Annotated in this window: 15 protein-coding genes; 8 read left to right on the forward strand and 7 right to left on the reverse strand. The window is 47.9% G+C overall.

Annotation, left to right across the window (positions count from 1 at the left end; all coding sequences use genetic code 11):
* The first annotated feature begins 51 nt into the window (after positions 1-51).
* The 4 genes from TH63_RS15600 to TH63_RS15615 all read left to right on the forward strand — a co-directional run bounded on the left by TH63_RS15600 (position 52) and on the right by TH63_RS15615 (position 5,720).
* Positions 52-1,689, forward strand: coding sequence for a sodium/sugar symporter (locus TH63_RS15600; protein ID WP_048921759.1), 1,638 nt, complete (start codon positions 52-54; stop codon positions 1,687-1,689).
* A 90-nt stretch (positions 1,690-1,779) separates the two neighbouring features.
* Positions 1,780-2,952, forward strand: a complete 1,173-nt coding sequence (locus TH63_RS15605; RefSeq protein WP_048921760.1) for a galactokinase — start codon at positions 1,780-1,782, stop codon at positions 2,950-2,952.
* Positions 2,953-3,010: 58 nt separating this feature from the next.
* Positions 3,011-4,039 carry a UDP-glucose--hexose-1-phosphate uridylyltransferase gene (locus TH63_RS15610; RefSeq protein ID WP_048921761.1) on the forward strand — a complete coding sequence of 343 codons (1,029 nt, stop codon included), beginning with the start codon at positions 3,011-3,013 and terminating at the stop codon, positions 4,037-4,039.
* Positions 4,040-4,352: 313 nt separating this feature from the next.
* Positions 4,353-5,720, forward strand: coding sequence for an MBL fold metallo-hydrolase (locus TH63_RS15615; protein WP_048921762.1), 1,368 nt, complete (start codon positions 4,353-4,355; stop codon positions 5,718-5,720).
* Between the two features lie 389 nt (positions 5,721-6,109).
* Here TH63_RS15615 and TH63_RS20180 read toward each other — a convergent pair whose 3' ends face one another.
* Both TH63_RS20180 and TH63_RS20185 read right to left on the reverse strand, forming a co-directional pair.
* Positions 6,110-7,378, reverse strand: a complete 1,269-nt coding sequence (locus TH63_RS20180; RefSeq protein ID WP_082161755.1) for a T9SS type A sorting domain-containing protein — start codon at positions 7,376-7,378, stop codon at positions 6,110-6,112.
* Between the two features lie 614 nt (positions 7,379-7,992).
* On the reverse strand, positions 7,993-10,137 hold the full coding sequence (locus tag TH63_RS20185; protein WP_082161756.1) for a YDG domain-containing protein: 2,145 nt from the start codon (positions 10,135-10,137) through the stop codon (positions 7,993-7,995).
* A 1,105-nt stretch (positions 10,138-11,242) separates the two neighbouring features.
* Here TH63_RS20185 and TH63_RS15630 point away from each other — a divergent pair.
* On the forward strand, positions 11,243-12,355 hold the full coding sequence (locus TH63_RS15630; RefSeq protein ID WP_262506198.1) for a S8 family serine peptidase: 1,113 nt from the start codon (positions 11,243-11,245) through the stop codon (positions 12,353-12,355).
* A gap of 228 nt (positions 12,356-12,583) precedes the next feature.
* Positions 12,584-12,754 carry a hypothetical protein gene (locus TH63_RS20605; protein ID WP_197088575.1) on the forward strand — a complete coding sequence of 57 codons (171 nt, stop codon included), beginning with the start codon at positions 12,584-12,586 and terminating at the stop codon, positions 12,752-12,754.
* 94 nt (positions 12,755-12,848) lie between these two features.
* On the opposite strand, the gene TH63_RS15635 is transcribed toward TH63_RS20605, so the two are convergent.
* The 5 genes from TH63_RS15635 to TH63_RS15655 all read right to left on the reverse strand — a co-directional run bounded on the left by TH63_RS15635 (position 12,849) and on the right by TH63_RS15655 (position 18,773).
* Positions 12,849-15,173, reverse strand: coding sequence for a T9SS type A sorting domain-containing protein (locus TH63_RS15635; RefSeq protein ID WP_082161757.1), 2,325 nt, complete (start codon positions 15,171-15,173; stop codon positions 12,849-12,851).
* 547 nt (positions 15,174-15,720) lie between these two features.
* Positions 15,721-16,332: a sterol desaturase family protein gene (locus TH63_RS15640; RefSeq protein WP_048921767.1), complete on the reverse strand. Its 612-nt coding sequence runs from the start codon at positions 16,330-16,332 to the stop codon at positions 15,721-15,723.
* Positions 16,333-16,411: 79 nt separating this feature from the next.
* On the reverse strand, positions 16,412-16,972 hold the full coding sequence (locus TH63_RS15645) for a shikimate kinase (RefSeq protein WP_076606507.1): 561 nt from the start codon (positions 16,970-16,972) through the stop codon (positions 16,412-16,414).
* A gap of 135 nt (positions 16,973-17,107) precedes the next feature.
* A complete protein-coding gene (locus TH63_RS15650; RefSeq protein ID WP_048921769.1) occupies positions 17,108-18,223 on the reverse strand; it encodes a BT_3928 family protein in 1,116 nt (371 codons plus the stop codon).
* Positions 18,204-18,773: a DUF1599 domain-containing protein gene (locus TH63_RS15655; protein ID WP_048922897.1), complete on the reverse strand. Its 570-nt coding sequence runs from the start codon at positions 18,771-18,773 to the stop codon at positions 18,204-18,206. Before TH63_RS15655 ends, TH63_RS15650 begins: the two co-directional genes overlap by 20 nt.
* 99 nt (positions 18,774-18,872) lie before the next feature.
* Between TH63_RS15655 and folP the strand changes: the two genes are divergently transcribed.
* Together folP and cdaA are read left to right on the forward strand one after the other, a co-directional pair.
* The gene (gene folP, locus TH63_RS15660; protein WP_231583488.1) at positions 18,873-19,679 is read left to right on the forward strand and encodes a dihydropteroate synthase; all 807 of its coding nucleotides are present in this window, start codon (positions 18,873-18,875) and stop codon (positions 19,677-19,679) included.
* Entirely contained in the window at positions 19,676-20,506 is an 831-nt protein-coding gene (cdaA, locus tag TH63_RS15665) for a diadenylate cyclase CdaA (protein WP_048921771.1), read from the forward strand. The genes folP and cdaA overlap by 4 nt, the downstream gene beginning before the upstream one ends.
* The last annotated feature ends 82 nt before the right edge of the window (positions 20,507-20,588 follow it).

Below are 20,588 nucleotides of genomic sequence, written 5' to 3' on the forward strand. Positions count from 1 at the left end.
TTTTTTTAGAACTTAAACTAACAAACCAACTCGTCACACCTTTACATTTTTATGGGACTAACTTATCTTGATTACATCATTTTCCTGGCCTATTTCTTTATAGTGTCGGGGTACGGGTACTGGATCTACCGGCAGAAGAAAGCCGACCACATGGACTCCAAGGAGTACTTCCTGGCCGAGGGCTCCCTTACTTGGTGGGCCATTGGCGCCTCTTTGATCGCCTCTAACATTTCTGCCGAGCAGTTCATTGGTATGTCCGGTTCGGGGTTTGCCATGGGTCTGGCTATCTCCACGTATGAGTGGATGGCCGCCGCCACCCTTATTGTGGTAGCCGTGTTCTTCATTCCTATCTACCTGAAGAACAAGATCTACACCATGCCCCAGTTCCTGTCGCACCGCTACAATGACTCAGTGGCCACCATCATGGCGGTGTTCTGGCTGTTGGTGTACGTATTCGTGAACCTTTCCTCTATCCTGTATCTGGGGGCATTGGCCATTCAGACCATCTCGGGAATTGACTTCTATTATTGTATGTACGGTTGCGCCATCTTCGCTATTTTCATTACCCTGGGCGGGATGAAGGTGATTGGCTACACAGACGTAATTCAGGTATTCGTGCTGGTATTGGGTGGTTTGGCCACAACCTACCTGGCCCTGGACCTTGTGTCTGACCAAATGGGCGGTTCCGGTGCCTGGGACGGCCTGGTGTACCTGCGCCAACAGGCCGGTGACCACTTCTCCATGATTCTTTCTGAAGGCGAGATCATGATCCCGAATGGCGAAGGCGGCACCCGCGATGCCTACATGGACTTACCTGGTCTTTCTGTACTGATTGGCGGTATGTGGATTGTGAACCTGAACTACTGGGGCTGTAACCAGTACATTACCCAGCGTGCCCTGGGAGCCGACCTGAAAACCGCCCGTAGCGGTCTCTTGTTTGCCGCTTTCTTAAAGCTGATGATGCCTATCATTGTGGTATTACCCGGCATTGCCGCGTATGTGTTGCACAAGAACGGAATGTTCCAGGCTGAAATGGCCAACGAACTGGGTCATGTGAAACCTGACCACGCTTACCCTGTGCTGTTGAACCTGTTACCTACAGGCTTGAAAGGTCTTTCCTTTGCCGCCCTTACCGCTGCTATTGTGGCGTCTCTGGCCGGTAAAGCCAACAGTATCTCTACTATCTTCACTCTGGATATCTACCGGAAGTTCTTCAACAAGAATGCCTCTGAGAGACGTCTGGTGGGCTTCGGGAAAATCACCGTGGTGGTAGCCTTTATCATTGCCGTGTTGGTGGCCCCGGTGTTGCGTAACCTGGACCAGGCGTTCCAGTACATTCAGGAATACACCGGCTTTATCTCTCCGGGCGTGTTTGCCATCTTTATTCTGGGCTTCTTCTGGAAGCGTACCACTTCTCCAGCGGCTTTGGTAGCGGCGGTGATTACTATTCCGCTTTCCACGTTCCTGAAATTCGCTTTCCCAGAAATTCCGTTCCTGGACCGTATGGGTATTGTGTTTGTGGTGTGTATTCTCCTTATGGTGATCATCACCCTGCTGGATCCTAAGAGCAAGAACAACCCTAAAGGCCTGGAAATTGATTCTTCCATGTTCAAGACTACCACCGGGTTTGCCATTGGCTCTATTATCATCTGCGGTATTCTTGCGGCCCTTTACATCATTTTCTGGTAGGTGCCTCCGCTAAAAGAAATTATATAACGTTTACGCTAAAGGCACCGCATTTACCCAAGTGCTGTGCCTTTAGCGCTTAAAAGAGAAATTATGGTCCAAGACATTGTTACAAAATTCAAGGAAATATACCGTCAGGAACCGGTGGTGGTGCGCTCACCCGGCCGGGTGAACCTCATTGGCGAACACACAGACTACAACATGGGCTTTGTGCTGCCGGCCGCCATCAATAAAGAGATTTACTTCGCGCTGGCGCCAAACGGCACCAACACCATGCGGGCCCATGCCTATGACCTGGAAGAAACCGCTGAGTTTGACCTGAACCACGTGCAGCGTTCTGAGATTGGCTGGGCCAACTACCTGCTGGGCGTGGTGGCTCAGCTGCAGAAAGCGGGCCATGACGTGCCGGGCTTTGACGTGGTGTTTGGCGGCAACATTCCCATTGGGGCCGGCCTTTCCTCGTCGGCGGCGGTGGAGTGCGGGCTGGCTTACGGGCTTAACTACCTTTTCGCCTATGGCATTGAGAAGTTTGACCTGGTCAAAATGGCCCAGAAGGCCGAGCACGAGTACGCGCTGGTGATGTGCGGCATCATGGACCAGTTCGCCAGCATGTTTGGCAAGCACAACCACGTGGTAAAGCTGGATTGCCGCTCTTTGGAGTATAAGTATTACCCCCTGGAGATTGACGACTACCGCATTGTGCTCTGTGACACCCAGGTGAAGCACTCCCTGGCCTCTTCTGAGTACAACACCCGTCGCCAGGAATGTGAAACCGGCGTGGCCATCCTGCAGAAGCATTACCCAGAAGTACACAGCCTCCGTGACGTGACCCTGGAGATGCTGGCCCAACACCAGGCCGAGTTTGACCCTACCGTGTACAAACGCTGCACCTACGTGGTGCAAGAGAACCTGCGCGTAGAGGAAGGCTGCAACGACCTGGAGCGCGGTGACCTGGAAGCCTTCGGGCAGAAGATGTACGCCTCCCACCAAGGCCTACAGCATGACTATGAGGTAAGCTGCCCTGAGCTGGATTTTCTGGCCGACCTGGCCAAGGAATCTGACGCCGTGCTGGGTGCGCGCATGATGGGCGGCGGTTTTGGCGGCTGTACCATCAACATCGTGAAACTAACCCACCTGGATGCCTTCACCCAAGACATGACCAAAGCCTACAAAGAGAAGTTCGGGATTGACCTGAAAACCTACGTGGCCGAGATTGTGAACGGCAGCAGTCTGGTGCCCATTGACTTCTCCAAAGCCAGCGCTTAAACCTATTTTTAAAAGCCCTCCCCGCTTGGCAGGGAGGGCTAAAACTCTATTCACGCTTATGAGCGCATTTGACATCAACGAACACTCGCACCGCCGGTTCAACCCCTTGTTGGGCGAGTGGGTGCTGGTATCGCCGCACCGTTCCAAACGCCCTTGGCAGGGCCAGCAGGAGGCCGCCGAGAAAGACACCCGCCCGGCCTATGACCCTGGCTGTTACCTCTGCCCCACCAACGTGCGCGCCAACGGTGAGACCAACCCAGATTACCCGTCTACTTTTGTGTTCGTGAACGACTTCGCGGCCCTGCAAACCGACAGCCATACCGGTGAATTCACCAAACCAGGTTCTCTGTTACAGGCCCACAGCGAGCGCGGCCTCTGCAAGGTGATCTGCTTCTCGCCTCGCCATGACCTCACGCTCTCAGACATGGAGGTTTCTGAGATCAGGAAAGTGGTGGACCTCTGGCAGCAGGAATACCTGGAACTGGGCGCCCTGGACTACATCAGTTACGTGCAGATCTTTGAGAACAAGGGCAGCGTGATGGGCAGCAGCAACCCGCACCCGCACGGCCAGATCTGGGCCCAAAGCTCGGTGCCCGGCGAACCCGCCAAGGAAACCGATCAGCAGGAAGCCTACTTTAAACAGAACGGCCGCAGCCTTTTGGCAGACTACCTTAAAGAAGAGCTAGAGGCCAAAGCCCGCATTGTGGTGGTGAACGAGCATTGGGTGGCACTGGTGCCTTTCTGGGCCATCTGGCCCTTTGAGACCATCATCATCCCGCGCCGGCATTTTCAGCACCTGGGCCAGATCACAGACGCAGAGAAAGACGGCTACGCCGATATCATGAAAAAGCTTTCGTCTGTTTATGACCGCCTATTTGACACCTCGTTCCCGTACTCGGCGGGCATCCACCAAAGCCCGACGGATGGGCAGGACTACCCCGGCTGGCACCTGCACATGCACTTCTACCCACCCCTGCTCCGGTCGGCCACGGTTAAGAAATTCATGGTAGGCTACGAACTCCTGGGCGACCCGCAACGTGACATTACCCCAGAAAGTGCCGCCGAGCGCCTGTGGGCTTTGCTGTAAACCTGTTTTGGGCCTGTTTTGAGAAAAACGGCTCTGAAAACGGTTACGTGGTTCCTGTAGGGGCACTCCCTTGTGGTTGCCCTTGCACCAGAGCACCGCATTAGGGCAACCACAAGGGAGTGCCCCTACTTTTCCATAACTATCGCTCTACAAATAAGCAAGCGCAGAAATACCTGAGACTCAAACACTCAGGCGTTTCTGCGTTTGGCGTTTCAGGGGCGTTTTCAAAAAACTGGGCGTAAAACAGAATTTCTCTGCATCTGAAAGAGATGGTGGCCGTACATATCCCTCCAATTCAGACACACCCTCTTGTATGACCATATCTTTTTACGGCGCGGCCCAGGCCGTGACCGGAAGCAAGCATTTAGTTACCCTTGAAAACGGCAAACGCATTCTGCTGGACTGCGGTCTTACCCAGGGCATGGGCGACAAAACCGAGGAACGCAACCGCTCCTTTGACTTTGAGCCCGAGAACCTTTCCTGCTTAATTCTTTCCCACGCGCACATTGACCACTCCGGCCTTATCCCGCGGCTGGTGCGAGAAGGGTACACTGGCCCGGTATACTGCACCCCACCTACTCTGGAGCTTTGCGAACTGCTTCTGAGAGACAGCGCCCGCATTCAACAAAGTAACTGCAACAGCGCCAATGAACCGTTGTACACCGAGGAAGACACCGAGAAGGCCCTGCAACAGTTCGTGACCGTGCCCTATGACCAGCCTTTTACCATAGACGAAGACATTGAACTGCTCTTCACCGATACCGGCCACGTGCTGGGCAGCGCCGCCATCAACCTGAAACTTCAGGACGACGGCCGCGAGCGCACCCTCTGCTTCAGCGGGGACATTGGTCGGTTCGCTAACCGTATTCTAAATCCGCCGCAGGCGTTCCCGCAAGCGGAGATCATTATCTGCGAGTCTACCTACGGCAACCGGGTGCATGACAGCCTGGAGAACACCGAGGAGCGCCTGCAGAAGATTGTGCAGGAGGTGTGCGTGGAGCGGCAAGGCAAACTGTTGATCCCGGCGTTCAGCATTGGTCGCACGCAGGAGCTGATCTACTCGTTGAACTACTTAGCGGAGGAAGGCCGCCTGCCCGAAGTGAAAGTGTTTGTGGACAGTCCGCTCTCTGTATACGCTACAGATATCATGCGCGAGAACCCGCAGTACTTCAGGGAGACCATGCAAGAGTATCTCAAGGAAGACCCAGACCCCTTCGGGTTTCCGCAGCTGACCTATATTACAGAGGTAGATGACTCTAAGGAACTGAACAAGATAGAGGAACCCTGCGTGATCATCTCCTCCTCGGGCATGATGGAGGCGGGCCGCATCCAGCACCACCTCAGAACCAACCTCCCCGATGCCAACAGCGCCGTGCTCATCACCGGTTACTGCGAGCCCTCCACCTTGGGCGGCAAGCTCATGAACGGCGCTGAGAAGGTCTACATTATGGGCGATGAGGTAGACGTGAAAGCCGAGATGCTCATCATGAAGGAATACAGCGCCCACGCTGACTACGGCGACATTGCCAAGTTCCTCCACTGCCAGGACAAAGAGCAGATCCAGCGTATCTTCCTGGTACACGGTGAGACCTCTGTGATGGGCCAACTCAAGGAGGATTTGTCTGAATTGGGCTACCGGAACATTGAGATCCCGGAGTTCAGGTTGTCTTACGTGGTGTAGGATTTTTTTACCATGGATTCTCCCTGCTGCTTCTATATAATAAGAAGTGTTAGTAACTCTATATATAAGGAGTGCATTTTGAGGCTGTTTTCAAGAAAAGGGTTTAAAACGATTAGTCAGTAACAATGCTGTAATGCGGGTCTTTGAAGGCATAAAAATCAATGGTACCCATGGTAATTAAATTAGGGCCAGCCACAAGTCTTGGCTGACTAAGATGCATTTACTTGCCTACCTTTCGTTAGGGCCCCAGTGAGTTTGTAAGGGCTTCTATACTCTAACATATCGGCTAAGCGAATGTCCTAGAAACCAATTATTACTTTATGCCGCTCAAAAAAGACAAAGGCCACCTCACTAAAGGTGGCCTTTGTTACTCCTATATAAGAAGGCACTTATTTCTTTACAATACGGGTAGTGGCTTTGCTGGTGGCGGTTTGTACCTGCAGATAATAGATACCTGCGTGCTGACCGGCCAAGTCTAACTCAATGCCTTTGCCAGCGGCCAGTTGTACCTCTTGCTTCAGGACCACACGTCCGCTGCTATGGAACAATGTTACTGCCGCTGTGCCAGTAGTTTCAGTTATGTTCACGGTCACTTTGCTGGTAGTTGGGTTAGGATATACTTCCAGCGCCGTTTTTACGCTTGTTTTAGTATCTGCCGCTTTTACAGCAATTACTTTTGAGTATTCAAATTTTCCGTCAAAGTCTACTTGCTTCAGGCGGAAGTAAAGTGTTTTAGTGGCTGCAGCTGTAACAGCGGCTTTGTAAGACTGAACAACAGAAGTAGTTCCGTGGCCTTTTACTCTCTCACCTACTGCCTGGAAAGCTTTTCCGTCTTCGCTCTGCTGCACTTCAAAGTAATCATTGTCTTTTTCAGAAGCAGTGGCCCAGGCCAGGTTCACTACGTCACCAGCTCTTTTGGCGGAGAAGGAGGTTAGGGTAACGGGGAGGGGAACAGGAGTCGATGAGCCAGTAACTGAAACTGTAAAGTTATCTATGGCAAGATCATCTTCATTTCCTGAGCTGTTTGTGTGAGCATCTACAACTCTTATGAAGAGTTCTTGACCAACAAGTAATTTAAAGTTGCTGATGGAGGTTGAAATATTAGGTTGGGCCAACACAAATGCTGTGGTTCCGTTAGAATTATTAATTGAGGTCCATGATAAGGCAGTATTCTCAGGATTAGTCAAATCTTTGCCTATTGCATAACTAAGAGTTAAGGTTTGAGGGGTAGGGTTAGATTTAGTAAAAATAGCTTTAATCAAAAAATTTAAACTTAACCCGGTTATATCTTTAGTGGTATTGTTTTTAAAACGCACCCCATAAGTAGTTGTACCTCCCTTTGCTCTAAATCCTATTGCTTTATCAGTATTTATATCTAAGCAGGCAAATGTATTTGTTCCGCTGCCACTTAATTTACCACTTTGTGTAGTCATCCCCACTATTGTAGCTGGAATTGCTGTATCCATTCTAGCATACCAGCCTTGAAGAGTAACACCATCAGACCAATTTGCTGAAACGCCTGATGCAGGCAGAGCATCAAAATTCTGGGTATAACTTCCAGTAAGAGGTAAATCAACCTGTGCATTTGCAACCATCTGCAGAGAAAGCAAACACACTACCAACACCAGAACCTTACAAGATGAGTACAAGTTTTTCATAAGAGAGTTTAGTTAAGTTATTCCTTTTTGTATTAACCAATTATTTACTTGAAATAACCTTACAAAGATGAGGAAGAAAAAACGTCAATTCACATTAAGAAAGCATGTAACTATTTCAATTATTAAAATTGACGAATATTAATAACATAAATTATAAATCGAAATATTCACATTCAGTATATCTACTAAAACCTTAAAAATTAACTGTATGTATATATCCAAAGGCCATTAATATAGAATTTTCATATTAAATAATACAAAGAAACAATATGTATTCCATAGCAAGGACACTAAAAATTATTGAAATATTGCATATAAATTCTTTTAATAATGCATAACCTTTTTCAAAGAACCTATTTTATATACAATCCTATAGTTAACTTTATCTATAAATTATCCATATTTTAACAAGCCATACAAGAAACTCTTGTTGGAAGAGGAGCAAGAAGTCCATCTTTAAAGGTCAGATTATAGAAGGAACCAGCTCATCAGCGATCTCACTTCTACCCAGAAGCAACTACTCCAAACCTAGCTCCCTACTATTTTGACTGGCGCTGAACAAAAAAAGCGGGGACTGCTTTTCACGCAGTCCCCGCTTTAATCTTGACTAATAACTATTGCTTTACCACGCGAGTAGTAGCTTTAGAAGTAGCCGTCTGAATCTGAAGGTAATAAACACCAGGCGCTAGGTTTCCTAAGGAGAAATTAACTGGCTGACCAGCCTCTACTTGTATTGATTTTTGGAGCACTGCTTTGCCGCTGCTATGAAATAAGGTCAAAGAGGCTGCGCCGCTTAAATCTGTAGAGGTTACCACCGAAACATCACCAACCGTTGGGTTAGGGTACACTGCTAAGGTCGCTTGGGCCTCTTTGTGGGCAGTGGCCTTTACCGCTATTACTTTAGAGTATTCAAACTTGCTATCAAAGTCTACTTGCTTGAGGCGGTAGTAGATAGTGCCTGATCCAGAGGCCGCGTCTAAGAAGCTGTAGTCAAGGCGAAGGCTGCTTGTCCCATTGCCAGCCACCTTGCCAATGGCATGGAAGTTCTTACCATCCTTGCTCCGCTCCACTTGGAAGTACTCGTTGTCCTTCTCAGAGGCCGTAGACCAGGAAAGCTTAACAGAACCATCAGCTTGCTTTCCGGTGAAGGAGATCAATGAAACAGGGAGAGGAGTAACAGGTTTTGTGATGGCAGCAGTTGCAGTAGCTACAGAGTTCAGGAAATAATTCCCTGCATCATTACCCGCCAATGAAGCACCACTTAATGTAACAACTTTGTTAGTACCTATTTCAGGAGTATCAAAGGTGGCAGTTCCGCCAAATAAGCTAACATTATCTCCTTCAAGTTGTCCGGCAACAGATCTAGAAACAACTTCTGCTGCTGTTGTTCCATTATACTCTTTGTCTTTTGCTATAAAGAAGCCCACAATTCCTTTGGGGGTGATGGCGGCAGAGGCACTAGGCACAGTTGTACCAGCAAGTGTGTAATTACCTAGATCATTGTTTCTTAAAGAGATGCCATTGATATTAATAGTTTTGTTCGAACCCGCGTTTTTGTCTGAAAATTCTGCCACAGAGTAAACTACAGATAAATTATCTGCAGGGTATTTGTCAGACGATAGAGTGACGGCGGCGATTCTTGAACCATCATACTCCTTGTTAATACCAACAGCTGTCAAAGTAAGAGACTTAGGGTTAATAGCCGCACTTAAACCCGTTGGCTGAACAAGGGTATAATTATCTTTTGCATCACCCTTAAGTGTGCAATTGGAGGCGCAGCTGATACCAATTCCTACATTCACAGAGCCAAATACGCCTGTTCCTATAAAGGCTACATCATCTCCAGTTAAGGCGTTTTGCAAAGTACCTGTGATAGTGGTAGCATTTGTGCCATCATACGTTTTGGATACAGCAGCAGGGCTAGAAATGGTGAGTAACCTTTTATTGATAGTAAGGCTTGCAGGAGTTCTTGTTCCGCTAACGCAACCTAATTCATTTATAGCTTCTGCATAATAAGTGAAGGTTCCAGCAGTGGTTTGGTTTACTAGAAAGGAGGTAGAGTTGGTCGCAACTCTATTGGTGCCTGTAGCATCACTATACCAGTTAACAGTATAACCTGCAGGCACTGTTACTTGCAGCGTTTTATTTGGATTAACTTCTCCATACGTGAAAGATCTGTTAGTTGGATTTGTAGGAGCAGCTGTCGTGCCATAAACTGTAAAGGCAGGTGATGCCCCTGTCCCAATTGCACCAATAGAAGTAGGGTTAACAGATACAAGAGCGATAGTATAAGAACCACTTAAGTTATTTGGAAGCGTTATTGTCCCAGATAACTGGTTTGCATATCCGCCCGTCCCAACAGAAAAACCACTGTAAGGATTTCTATTCAAAGTACCAACTAACGTGTAAGGAGCTGCCCCGCCCGCAGCACTTACATATACTTGAAAGGAAGATGTTTCTGAATAATGGGATGAAGAATTTCCGTTTCCGTTTTGATTGGTGGCTGTAAATGCAATAGTAACAACTGATCCTGCACAAACTGGATTTGGCGTAACCCCATTAACCTGAATGGTTTGAGCTTCTGAGTTAAAGCTAGCTGTCAAAGACAATCCTACTATTATAAAAGTAGCAAGAATCTGGTTTGAAAAAGAGTTTTTAGCAAAAGAGGAAGTTCCTGATTTTGCTTGGCGCACTATCTCCAAAGCAAGCAAACACACTACCAGCAAAAGATCTTTAAAAGATGAGTACAAGTTTTTCATTGGTTTTTTCTTTAAATAATTTTGATTTTGTATTTAGTTCTTATTTTTTAGAAACTACTTTACAAAATTGAAGATTATTCTAAATCAATTCCCAACTTCTACTTGTATAAACATTCTTATATCAATAGACATTCTAGTTATTTTACATTATATTTAACTTAAAATATTTATAATTAATATTTACCCTTATCCTTCCCATAGACGCCTTTTACGCGTTTCTACTTATTGCTTAACATAAAATTTTACATCTTAATTTTCTAATAACCACCAGTTCTAAATCGATAGAAAATTAATAATTAATTATTTTTTGACAATTTTTTATTTTATTATTTATATACATATTTATAGTTTTATAAATATTGTCATATTAAATTTATCTTTAAAAATATAAATTGTCCTAACCTATGGCAACTTCTCTAGTATATGCTGATTATCAAACTTGATTATCGAACTTGATTATCGAACTGAAGTCAGTCCTACCATAACTGTGAAGGTCATGGTTACCTTGAGGAAGAAAAAGGTGCTACTCTAAATATCTCGCTATAATTAAGGGTCCTTTGTATACTGGACAGCTTTATTCCCCTTGGAAAGTCAAGCGCTTAATTATGAATGCTATATCATAGGCATCTAAGTTCTCTCTAGGATCTGGTTGCATTAACTGTTAAAGCTCTTTGTTCAGCCTTACTCCACTTAATCTCTCTTATAGCCTATTTCATTTTAAGGTAGTATGAGCTACCCTTTAAAGGAACGCACCAAGAGTATTCAAAGGATTCAATAGATGAAGGGCACAAATAGGCCAAATAGTTTTTACGCCCTACTTGAAGTTATTCAGAATAGCCATAGAGCATAAAATTCTGGCATACATCAAGAAATTCATATATTCATACTTTTATATATCTAATTCATTATCAAGGCGTAGTACCATCAAATTATCAAAAATATCATGTATTTTTTTGAAACCTTTTGAACCTTAAGGAAAAGTGGGAGGTTACGGATATGCACAGCACAAGGTTGCGCTTTCGTCTTCAACTAAAATTGAATGTCTATGAAAACATCTAATTTCAAAAAAGCAGTATCATTCTTTGCTCTTGCTTCCGCCTTCACCATGGCTGGTTGCCAAAAAGAAGAGATTTTAGAGGAAACTTCCGCTTCTCCAGCAGCTTCTGGAACTACTCAAGCTGTTTCCGGCAAATACATTGTTATTATGAAAAATGGCAATGCTACAAACGTCCAGGAGCAAAGAAACCGCTTATTACAGAAATTAGGTATTAATAGTGAGCGCATAAGTGACGTCTTTAATGGCGCATCAGATGGCTTTACGGGAAACCTCAGCAAAGAGGAAGTACAGCAATTGAAACAAGATGGCGATGTTGCTTACGTAGAGCAGGAGCAAGCCATTAATCTTGAAAAAACAACCGCTACCCTTTTCTCTACCACTTCCACTACTACTTCCACTTCGGGCCAAACCATTCCCTGGGGCGTTGCCCGCGTAGGCTACGGTGACGGTACTGGCAAGACAGTCTGGGTAATTGACTCAGGCGTGCAGTCTAACCACCCAGACCTGAACGTAGACAAAACCCGCAGCAAATCCTTTATCTCAGGCGATCTTTCTTATGAAGACGGCTATGGCCACGGCACCGCAGTAGCCGGTATTATTGGCGCCAAAAACAACAGTGAAGGCGTAGTAGGTGTAGCCGCCAATGCTTCTATTGTAGCGCTTAGAGTATTTGACAACACTGGTTACGGCACGTTAACCCGCATTTACTCTGCTTTGAACCACGTGTATAAATATGGCAAGGCTGGTGATGTAGTAAACATGAGCCTTGGAGTTGCTGCCTCTACCTTGCTAGATGACTTGGTGAAGAAAGTAGCCGCCCGTGGTATTTTTGTAGCTGTGGCCGCCGGTAACAGCTATACCAACTGCTCTAATATTTCTCCTGCCCGTGTGGTTGCCTCTAATGTGTATGTGGTTTCTAACATGACCTCACTCTCAGCTTTCAACCCTACTTCTAACTTTGGAGCTTCTGTAAACGTGGCAGCTCCTGGTACAGACGTACAGATGACCTGGAAAGGTAGCGGCTACGCAACTGGTAACGGTACTTCCTACGCAGCCCCTCACGTGGCCGGTATCCTGGCCATGACCGGCGGAAGAGTATCAAGCCAAGGATTGGTAACTGCAGACCCAGATGGCAAGCCAGATCCAATCGCGCTTAAATAACCTCTAAGGTGTTATATAAAAAGAAGGGCCCATCTCCAGTGAGATGGGCCCTTCTTTTTATATAACACCTTCACTAGCAACCTAGAGAGGGCTTAACAGGAGACCTGCCTTTACAAAAACGCAGGGAGCTTTTGGTTCTGTTTTTAACCTTTTTAGGCCAAATAGAGTATTCAAAATATACAATGGCTTTTGAATGACAGGAGCCTCCTTTGATTTTAACCTACTACTATGAAAAATTTACAAGCATATTTCGTCGCCCTAATGGCCGTCCTGACCATGACCCTCTCCAGCTGCGATATCGTGGGCGATATTTTTGAGGCTGGCATGTGGACCTCCGTGATCATTATTGTGCTGGTGATCTTATTGATCCTTTGGCTTTTCCGCAAAATAAGAAGATAGGTTTCAGACCTATTTTTGAAAAAACAGGCTTACAACAGAAAGGCCACCCTGGGAACAGGGTGGCCTTTCTGTTGTAAGGATTGGGCTTAACCTCTTATTGCTTTACTATCCTGATCACTTCTTTTGAAGTGGTGGTTTGCACCTGCAGCAAATAGAGACCCGGTTTTTGACCAGACAAATCCAGCTCTACAGGTAGGCCCTGGATCAATTCCAATTGCTTTTGAAAAACCGCTTTCCCTGCTCCCTGGTAGACTACTATGGTTGTGGGGCCAGAAACAAGATTGCTTACCAACTGTACTTTCCCATTTACGGTAGGGTTTGGCAAAGCCGAGAGTTGCTGCACTTGCTGAGTCTGAGTTTTGACCGGATTCACAGCTACTACTTTAGAGTACTCAAAACCGCCGTCATAATCTGTTTGCTTTAACCGGAAGTAAGTAGTCTGGCTATTGGTATTTGGCAAAAGGTAGCTATAGGTTAGGGCTACTGCGCTGGTGCCGCCGCCTTTTATGGGTTGGCCTACCGGCTGAAAGGACTTCCCGTTCAGGCTTTGCTCCAGGGTAAAGAACGCGTTGTCTTTCTCAGAGGCTGTCGCCCACAGGAACTGCACCTGCTGGCCTACCCGCTTGGCCTGGAAATAGGTAAGCTCCACTGGCAAAGGGGCAGGAGCGGTCTCGGTTAAGTTCGCGCTTGGCTCTGCTACGGCAAATGGGGAAAAGGAGGTAATACCAGATCTGGTAACAGAGTAGAGACCGTTTCTAAGCGCCACTTTCCCGGCGGTACCCTTGTCCCATTTTTGGTTGTAGTAGTGAAGCAGGTGCGCGCTATCAGCGGCAAAACCCAGTGCCATATCATCTGCGTTCCAGGTGAGGGTCATGGCCAGGTTGGTACCACCAGCGGTATGCTCATCAACTATCCAGGTTTTGCCTACTACTTTACTGTTAAGCAGGAACCCTCCAGGCAGGTTGTTCTCATAAGTGGTGTAGATACCTTCTATCACTTTCACACTAAAGGTATCTGCCACACTACTGGCATTAAGCTTCAGCTTCACGGGAAGCGCCTTTAGCAGACCCACCGGAAAAACTGCGCTATCCCCTGGGGCTAACTTCATTTTCAGGCGGCCTTTCCCGTTGGTCACCACAAAACTGTTCACATCATATTTCACAGCCTTCTTGCTATCCTGCAGTACCACATCAAAATCGCCGGCTTCCAGTCTGGCCCCGTTCCGTAGCTCTAACTCCCCTTGTACTACCACCCGTTGGCTTAGCTTTTTCACGTTTCCGCCAGCCCCGTCAATCAACAGGTTACCGTAAGAGCCCAGCTTTACCAGTTGGTTGCTCTTGGCATTGTAAATGACGGTACTGTTCAGGTTCACTTGCCCCAGCGTTGGGACTACTTCACTGGTAATGGTCACGGTAGCTGCCGCGGCAATATCCATCACCCCCGCCTCTAGCCTTACATTCTCAGGAATTGTAAACTGGATAGGCGAGCCCGTGCCAATCACCACTTTAGAAGAAGTTGGCAATACCAGATGGCTAGTGAGTACATGGCTTCCGGTAAGCGGTGCCTGCACCACAAAGGTTTGGTAAGGATCTGAAAAAGAAACCGGGGCCGTTCCGTTTCCGGTTACCTCTGAGTTCCAGGCCGAGATGTTGCTCAATTCACGGCCAGTAGAAGAACTGCTGTAAAAGAACTTTTCAAAAGAGGTAGTGGTAAGCTGGAAATTATCAATGGCAAGTAAGTCTTTGCCGTTTGTTTTGTCATCTATCCAACGGATGGCCAACTCCGCCTCAGGCGCCAACGTGATTCCGCTCAGCGCTAGGCTTACATTGGTTTTATTGGCAGAGGCTGTTCCATCAAGGGTAGCGTTAAGGTTAGCAGATACGGGGGAAACCAATGTGGAGAGTGACGTCCAGGCACCTGCGGCGGCTCCTTTAGGGGTAATGCGGTACTCTACCATTAAGCTGGAAGCAGAAGGCCCCGCATACCATTGCTGTAAATCAAACCCAATTCCTATCTGTACTAAAGGGCGGTTGGTGGCATTTAAAAAACGGACGCCATAGGTAATGGGCTCACTGCTGGAGGCATAGCTTCCCAAGGACCGTTCTGAGGAGTTGGCGGTGGCACCAACACTTTTAAGGCCTTTATCAGAAAGAGTGCCTTGATTAATTTCAATGATAGAAGCGTTAACCCCACTCACCATGGCGCTCCAGCCAGGTATGGTTATTTCATTCTGCCATGTCTTAGAGGTTACGGTTCCATTGTCAGTGGAAAGCAACCGGGGTAAGGCATTAAAGTTCTGCGTGTACGAAACTCCTGGGCTGGTGATAGAAATGGCCTGTGAAAAACCAAAGGGAACAAAGGAGAGAAAGGTAAAGGCACTTAATAAGGCCACCCGAAGGTAGCGGGAAAAGGTTGTCATCGGTAATCTTGTGTAATCGTTGTTTTTTTGCTGTCTTGTCCCTACAAAGGTAGACGGGACAATCCGTCCAATTCAATAGGCCAGCCCCTTGCACTCAGCAAAGCAAAATCCTACGGTTACCGTGTAAAGTTCAAACAAATTTAGAGGGTAAAAATACTGGAAGACGAACCGTATGATTTGGGAGATGAACAGGTCGGTTTCCCCGATGAACTAGATGGCTGATAGAAAATCTACTCAGGATTGAGGAATAAGAAATGTAGGTACATTTTTAAAAAATTTAATATTATGAGTTCTATCCAACATCTTTTTCCAACAATCCATATAATGATTTAACAATATTAGAATAATACAAACCATTTTACCTACAAATTCATATAAATAGTACTTATACGGAGGAATACTACGCGATTCTCTCCATACTGTATTCCTTGTTCTCACGCTTTCAGAGCCGTGCAATAACCCAATGAAAGTTCTGCCCAGGTTATTAAAGTGCATAAAAAAAAGGCCTCTGAATAGAGGCCCTTCTTCATGACTTTAAGACAATAGGTTATCGTTTGGATTTCTGCGGCATGGTACCCAGTAGCCAGTCCCACAGAGGCGAAGAAACGCCATAGGCTCTCTCCGGGTCTTTGTAGTGGTGAATACTATGGTGAATCCAGAGGGTTTTCAAGAAATTTTTAGGCGGGGCGTAAGCATGCACGGCGTAGTGCACAAACAGATACAGGGCATAACCAAACAAGAAACCTGCCACCAGGCCAAACACCATGCTCCCGAAGGCCAGTTTGAACACGAAAAAGAAAAAAGAGGCCAGAAACAGACTCACAATAGGAGGCATGGCTAACCGTGTCTTGTCTTTGGGGTAATCATGGTGGTTGCCATGGAACGTATACTGGATGTTTCTTTTCAGGTCATTGGTAGGCTCCATATGAAAGATGAACCGGTGCGCCAGGTACTCCACCAAAGAGAAAATCAACCAACCAGCCAGAAAAAGGCCCACCGCAGATAAGACGTCTAAAAAACCATACAGGAAGCCGTACGCCAGCAAACCGGTAGCAATAACCAGAAATATCGTGATAGGAATGGCAATGTGGGTATGCGTGAGCCGTTCCAGCACAGGATTTTGAAAAAGTGTTGCTGATCCTTTGTGATTCGGTTTCATAGGTAAAAGATTAAATGAAACGTTGCTTTGCTTCAGAACGCAAAATTAAACAAATATCTGATGTCTTCCGTCAGAATAATCAATGGAGGGTGTCTAGGTGTCGCTTAACGGCGCCTACTACCTCCATTACCGCCTTGTTTCCAGCTTCTACCGTAATGGGTGCCTGGCCATAAAACAACTCCCGCTGCGCCAGGGTTTCCGTCAAATATTCTTCCAGCGCCTCCGGCGATTTTTCCCGAAGCAAGGGGCGTGCTTCCAGGTCTTGCCGGGTCAGACGGGCCATCAGTTCTGAGGGCTGCACTTTTAGATAAACGGCGGTTCCGTGTTCTACCATGAAATCCATATTGCCATGAAAACAGGGTGCGCCGCCGCCGGTGGCCAGCACCACGCCCTTTTCCTGCTGCATTACCTGCCGTAGCGCAAGGGCCTCGGCCTGCCTGAAATAGACCTGCCCTTTGGCTTCAAACACCTGCGGCACCGTGGCTCCCTCCTGCTCTTCAATTAACGTGTCCAGATCTAAAAAGGTGTACTGTAATTCATGGGCCAGCGCCCGACCAACCGTAGATTTACCGCAGCCGGGCATACCCACTAAAAAGACCACCGGGGCCTTTGAAACCGAAACTGAAGACAGATCTGCCATTTCTGATTTTGTGAAATACTAGGTGTGAGAACCAGATTTAGGAAATAGCCAGCAAGCACAAAGACAAATTCCGTTTTAAGCCTGTTTTTCTGATTTCAGGCCTAAAACGGAATTCTTATTCTCTTTGGTTTAAGGTCATTTTAAAAGCGCCTGTACTTCAGTTGCCTGGGGCACATCATGGTAATGCCATTTACCCACCACAATGCCGTTCTTGAGCAATAACAGCCCGGGGTTAGCCCTGATCATGGTCTTGAGCACCGTGGCATCGGCAAAGAAGTACGGCGCCGACAGGTTAATCTCATGCCGGAACACGTCAAAGTCCTGGCTACTGCTGGAGGTGATCACCACCGGCACCACTTTAGGAGACTGCGTTTTCTCTAACCCAGCCAGCAGGGTGTTAATGGCCGCGAAGCTTTCGCGGTCTGCCTTATTCACGTCTTTCACCAGAATGAGCAAGCGGTTGCCAATGAACATCTCTTGGGTGAAATCGCCCTGGTCGTTCCAGATGTTGAAGTCGGTGATCTTGGGCCCGTCCTCGGGGTTAAGCGGCACCATCTGTTTGAACACATAGGTGGTGTCTGTGGGATAGCTTTCAAACTTGAACTGCTGGCCGCCCTTCTCCATCACGTACTGGTAGCGGAGCGGTGCCGACGGTTTCATTAGTTTAGGTAGGTTTGCCCCTACCCGGTAGGCCCTGAAATCAATGAACGGTTCATGCCGGTAGGCATACACGCCTATCCCTACGGAAAGTAACAGCGCCACCAACACAATAAACCCTGGTATCTTGTTTGTCACCCTACCAAGGGAGAGCAAATACCGTTGCGTGGCCAGCAACAGAAGTATCAAGACCAACAGAATCACGTCTTTGGTAAAGGACTGCCAGGGCGTAAGTTTCAGGGCATCACCAAAGCAGCCGCAGTCAGTTACCTTATTGAAGTACGCCGAGTAAAACGTGAGGGAGGTAAAAAACAGCGTCAGGAAGAACAGAAGCCAGAGCACCTGGTTCAACCGCCAGCGCACCAGCAACGCCACCCCTAACACCACTTCCAGGGTACTCAGGAAAATAGACAGGTACAGCGCGAAGGGTTTAATGCTCAGGAATACCTTGGAGAAGTCAACCGAGAAAACCTCAAAGTACTCCTCCAGTTTTATGGCGGTGCCTACCGGGTCATTGAGCTTGATGAGGCCAGAGAAAATGAACAGCCCTCCCACCAAGACCCAGGCAATTCTACTAAGCAGACGGAGCGCCATGGTTAGGGTAGTTTAGTTTAATGAGGCAGAATACGGCATAGTTGAGCATGTCGCGGTAATTGGCTTCCACGCCCTCAGAGACCAGGGTCTGGCCGTCATTGTCTTCTATCTGCTTGGTGCGGTAAATCTTCATGAGAATGAGGTCGGTCATAGACTCTATACGCATGCTGCGCCAGGCCTCGCCGTAGTCATGGTTTTTATCTTGCTGCAGGGCATAGGTTTTCCTGATCTCCTCCTCATACAAAGCCCGCACCCTATCCACGGGCAAGGCCTGCTCGGTCTCGCCCTGCCCCAGCAATTGCTCCTGTATGAGGGCAATCACGCAGTAGTTCACAATGGCTACAAACTCAGAGGTAATATCATCCTGAATCTTCTGGGTGCCTTTCTCCTGAATAGACCTGATGCGCTGCGCTTTGATAAAGATCTGGTCTGTGATGGAAGGCAAACGCAGAATGCGCCAGGCAGTACCATAATCCTGAGTTTTTTGCAAAAACAGGCGCTGGCAGGCCTCTATCACGCGGTTGTATTCCTGGGCGGTTTGGTGAATCAAGTTTTTAATTTTAACTTTATAGGAAATGATACTATAGGCCAATTGAACGCGAAAGATACACTTTTTTGCAAAAAAACCACCCTCAACTGTGGTGGGCGCTTGGTCTTGCTGCAGCAGCCCACGGTAATGGGTATCTTAAACCTCACCCCAGATTCCTTCTATCCTGAGAGCAGGATGCAGAGTGTGGAACAGACCCTGGCCCAGGCCGAGAAAATGCTGACAGAGGGAGCTACGTTCTTAGACATTGGCGGCTATTCTACGCGGCCCGGTGCCCCGGAGGTTTCAGAACAGGAAGAGCTTGACCGCGTATTGCCAATTATAGAGGCCCTGGCCAAAGATTTTCCGGAAGCACTGCTTTCTATAGATACCTTCCGGTCCAACGTAGCGGAAGAAGCCGTGCGCCGCGGCGCCCACATCATTAATGATGTTTCTGGCGGCACCCTGGATGAGAATATGTTTGCCGTGGCCGGAAAGCTGGGGGTCCCGTACCTTCTCATGCACATGCGTGGCACCCCGCAGACCATGGCTAACTTTACGCACTATGAAAAAGGCCTGCTGGAAGAAGTGATCTCGTTTTTCGCGGAACGCGTGGCCTTGCTGCGGGCGGCGGGCGTAAAAGATATTATCCTGGACCCGGGCTTTGGGTTCGCCAAAAACATAGAGCAGAATTACCAGCTGTTGCGCCACCTACGGGAACTAGAAATCTTCAAGCTGCCGCTCTTAATTGGCCTTTCCCGAAAGTCCATGACCTACAAGCCGCTGCATGTGGGTCCGGAGGAAGCGCTCACCGGCACAATTGTAGCCAACACCCTGGCGTTACTCAACGGAGCCGACATTTTGCGGGTACATGACGTAAAGGAGGCCATGCAGACCATAAAAATTGTAAAAAAGACATTAGCGCCGTGATTTCACTGTTTTCCATAGGGTTTTTAGACATAGAGTGGCTGGATATCATAGATATTCTGCTGGTAACGGTGCTGCTCTACCAGCTCTATAAACTCCTGACGGGAAGCGTGGCCCTGAAAATTTTCCTGGGGCTTTTGTCTGTCTACCTGCTGTACCTGGTAGTGAAGGCCGCGGGTATGGAGCTGCTCACCATTATTTTGGGACAGTTCATGGGCGTAGGCGTTCTGGCGGCTATTATCGTATTCCAGCCGGAGATCAGGCGGTTCCTGCTCATGATTGGCAAGACCACCGCCTTCAACAATGAGCGCCTGTTCAAAGGGTTCCCCTGGCGCCGCACCGTTACAGAAGACCGCCTTTCCATCACGCCTTTCATAGAGGCCGCCAAGTCACTGGCCGGCAAGAACACCGGCGCCCTGATTGTCTTCGCCCGCAGTTCAGAGCTGCGCTACTTCGCTGAGTCTGGTGACGCCATAGACGCCATTGTGAGCAAACGCCTGCTCATTTCCATCTTCAATAAAAATAGCCCTTTGCATGACGGCGCCGTCATCATCCACGGCAACCGTATCAAGGCCGCCCGCTGCATTCTACCCGTCACCGAGAGCAATGACGTACCCGCCTCCATGGGCCTCCGGCACCGCGCCGCCATTGGCTTAAGCGAGGTCACCGACAGCGTGGTACTGGTAGTCTCTGAAGAGACCGGCCAGATTGCCCTGGTCCGCAACGGCGAAGTCTACCGCAACCTCTCCGCCGCCGATCTGCGCTCCAAACTTAACCACTTCCTATTTGACATTGAGCCCAAAGTAGTAGAGAAGGTAGCCGCGGCGTAAAGGATTGTTAATTGCTGATTGTTGATTGCTTTTTTTCCTGGCAAGACCTTTTCCTGGCGCGAGTCTACAGACTCGTGACGGA

The organism is Rufibacter radiotolerans, assembly GCF_001078055.1.
GTDB classification, from domain to species: domain Bacteria; phylum Bacteroidota; class Bacteroidia; order Cytophagales; family Hymenobacteraceae; genus Nibribacter; species Nibribacter radiotolerans.

Excerpts from the sequence above, each read along its gene's own strand:
- TH63_RS15645 (WP_076606507.1), bottom strand. The coding sequence starts at position 16,972 with ATGGCAGATCTGTCTTCAGTTTCGGTTTCAAAGGCCCCGGTGGTCTTT.
- TH63_RS15615 (WP_048921762.1), top strand. The coding sequence starts at position 4,353 with ATGACCATATCTTTTTACGGCGCGGCCCAGGCCGTGACCGGAAGCAAG.
- TH63_RS15635 (WP_082161757.1), bottom strand. The coding sequence starts at position 15,173 with ATGACAACCTTTTCCCGCTACCTTCGGGTGGCCTTATTAAGTGCCTTT.
- TH63_RS15600 (WP_048921759.1), top strand. The coding sequence starts at position 52 with ATGGGACTAACTTATCTTGATTACATCATTTTCCTGGCCTATTTCTTT.
- TH63_RS20605 (WP_197088575.1), top strand. The coding sequence starts at position 12,584 with ATGAAAAATTTACAAGCATATTTCGTCGCCCTAATGGCCGTCCTGACC.
- TH63_RS20185 (WP_082161756.1), bottom strand. The coding sequence starts at position 10,137 with ATGAAAAACTTGTACTCATCTTTTAAAGATCTTTTGCTGGTAGTGTGT.
- TH63_RS15650 (WP_048921769.1), bottom strand. The coding sequence starts at position 18,223 with ATGGCGCTCCGTCTGCTTAGTAGAATTGCCTGGGTCTTGGTGGGAGGG.
- TH63_RS20180 (WP_082161755.1), bottom strand. The coding sequence starts at position 7,378 with ATGAAAAACTTGTACTCATCTTGTAAGGTTCTGGTGTTGGTAGTGTGT.
- TH63_RS15630 (WP_262506198.1), top strand. The coding sequence starts at position 11,243 with ATGGCTGGTTGCCAAAAAGAAGAGATTTTAGAGGAAACTTCCGCTTCT.
- TH63_RS15610 (WP_048921761.1), top strand. The coding sequence starts at position 3,011 with ATGAGCGCATTTGACATCAACGAACACTCGCACCGCCGGTTCAACCCC.
- TH63_RS15640 (WP_048921767.1), bottom strand. The coding sequence starts at position 16,332 with ATGAAACCGAATCACAAAGGATCAGCAACACTTTTTCAAAATCCTGTG.
- TH63_RS15605 (WP_048921760.1), top strand. The coding sequence starts at position 1,780 with ATGGTCCAAGACATTGTTACAAAATTCAAGGAAATATACCGTCAGGAA.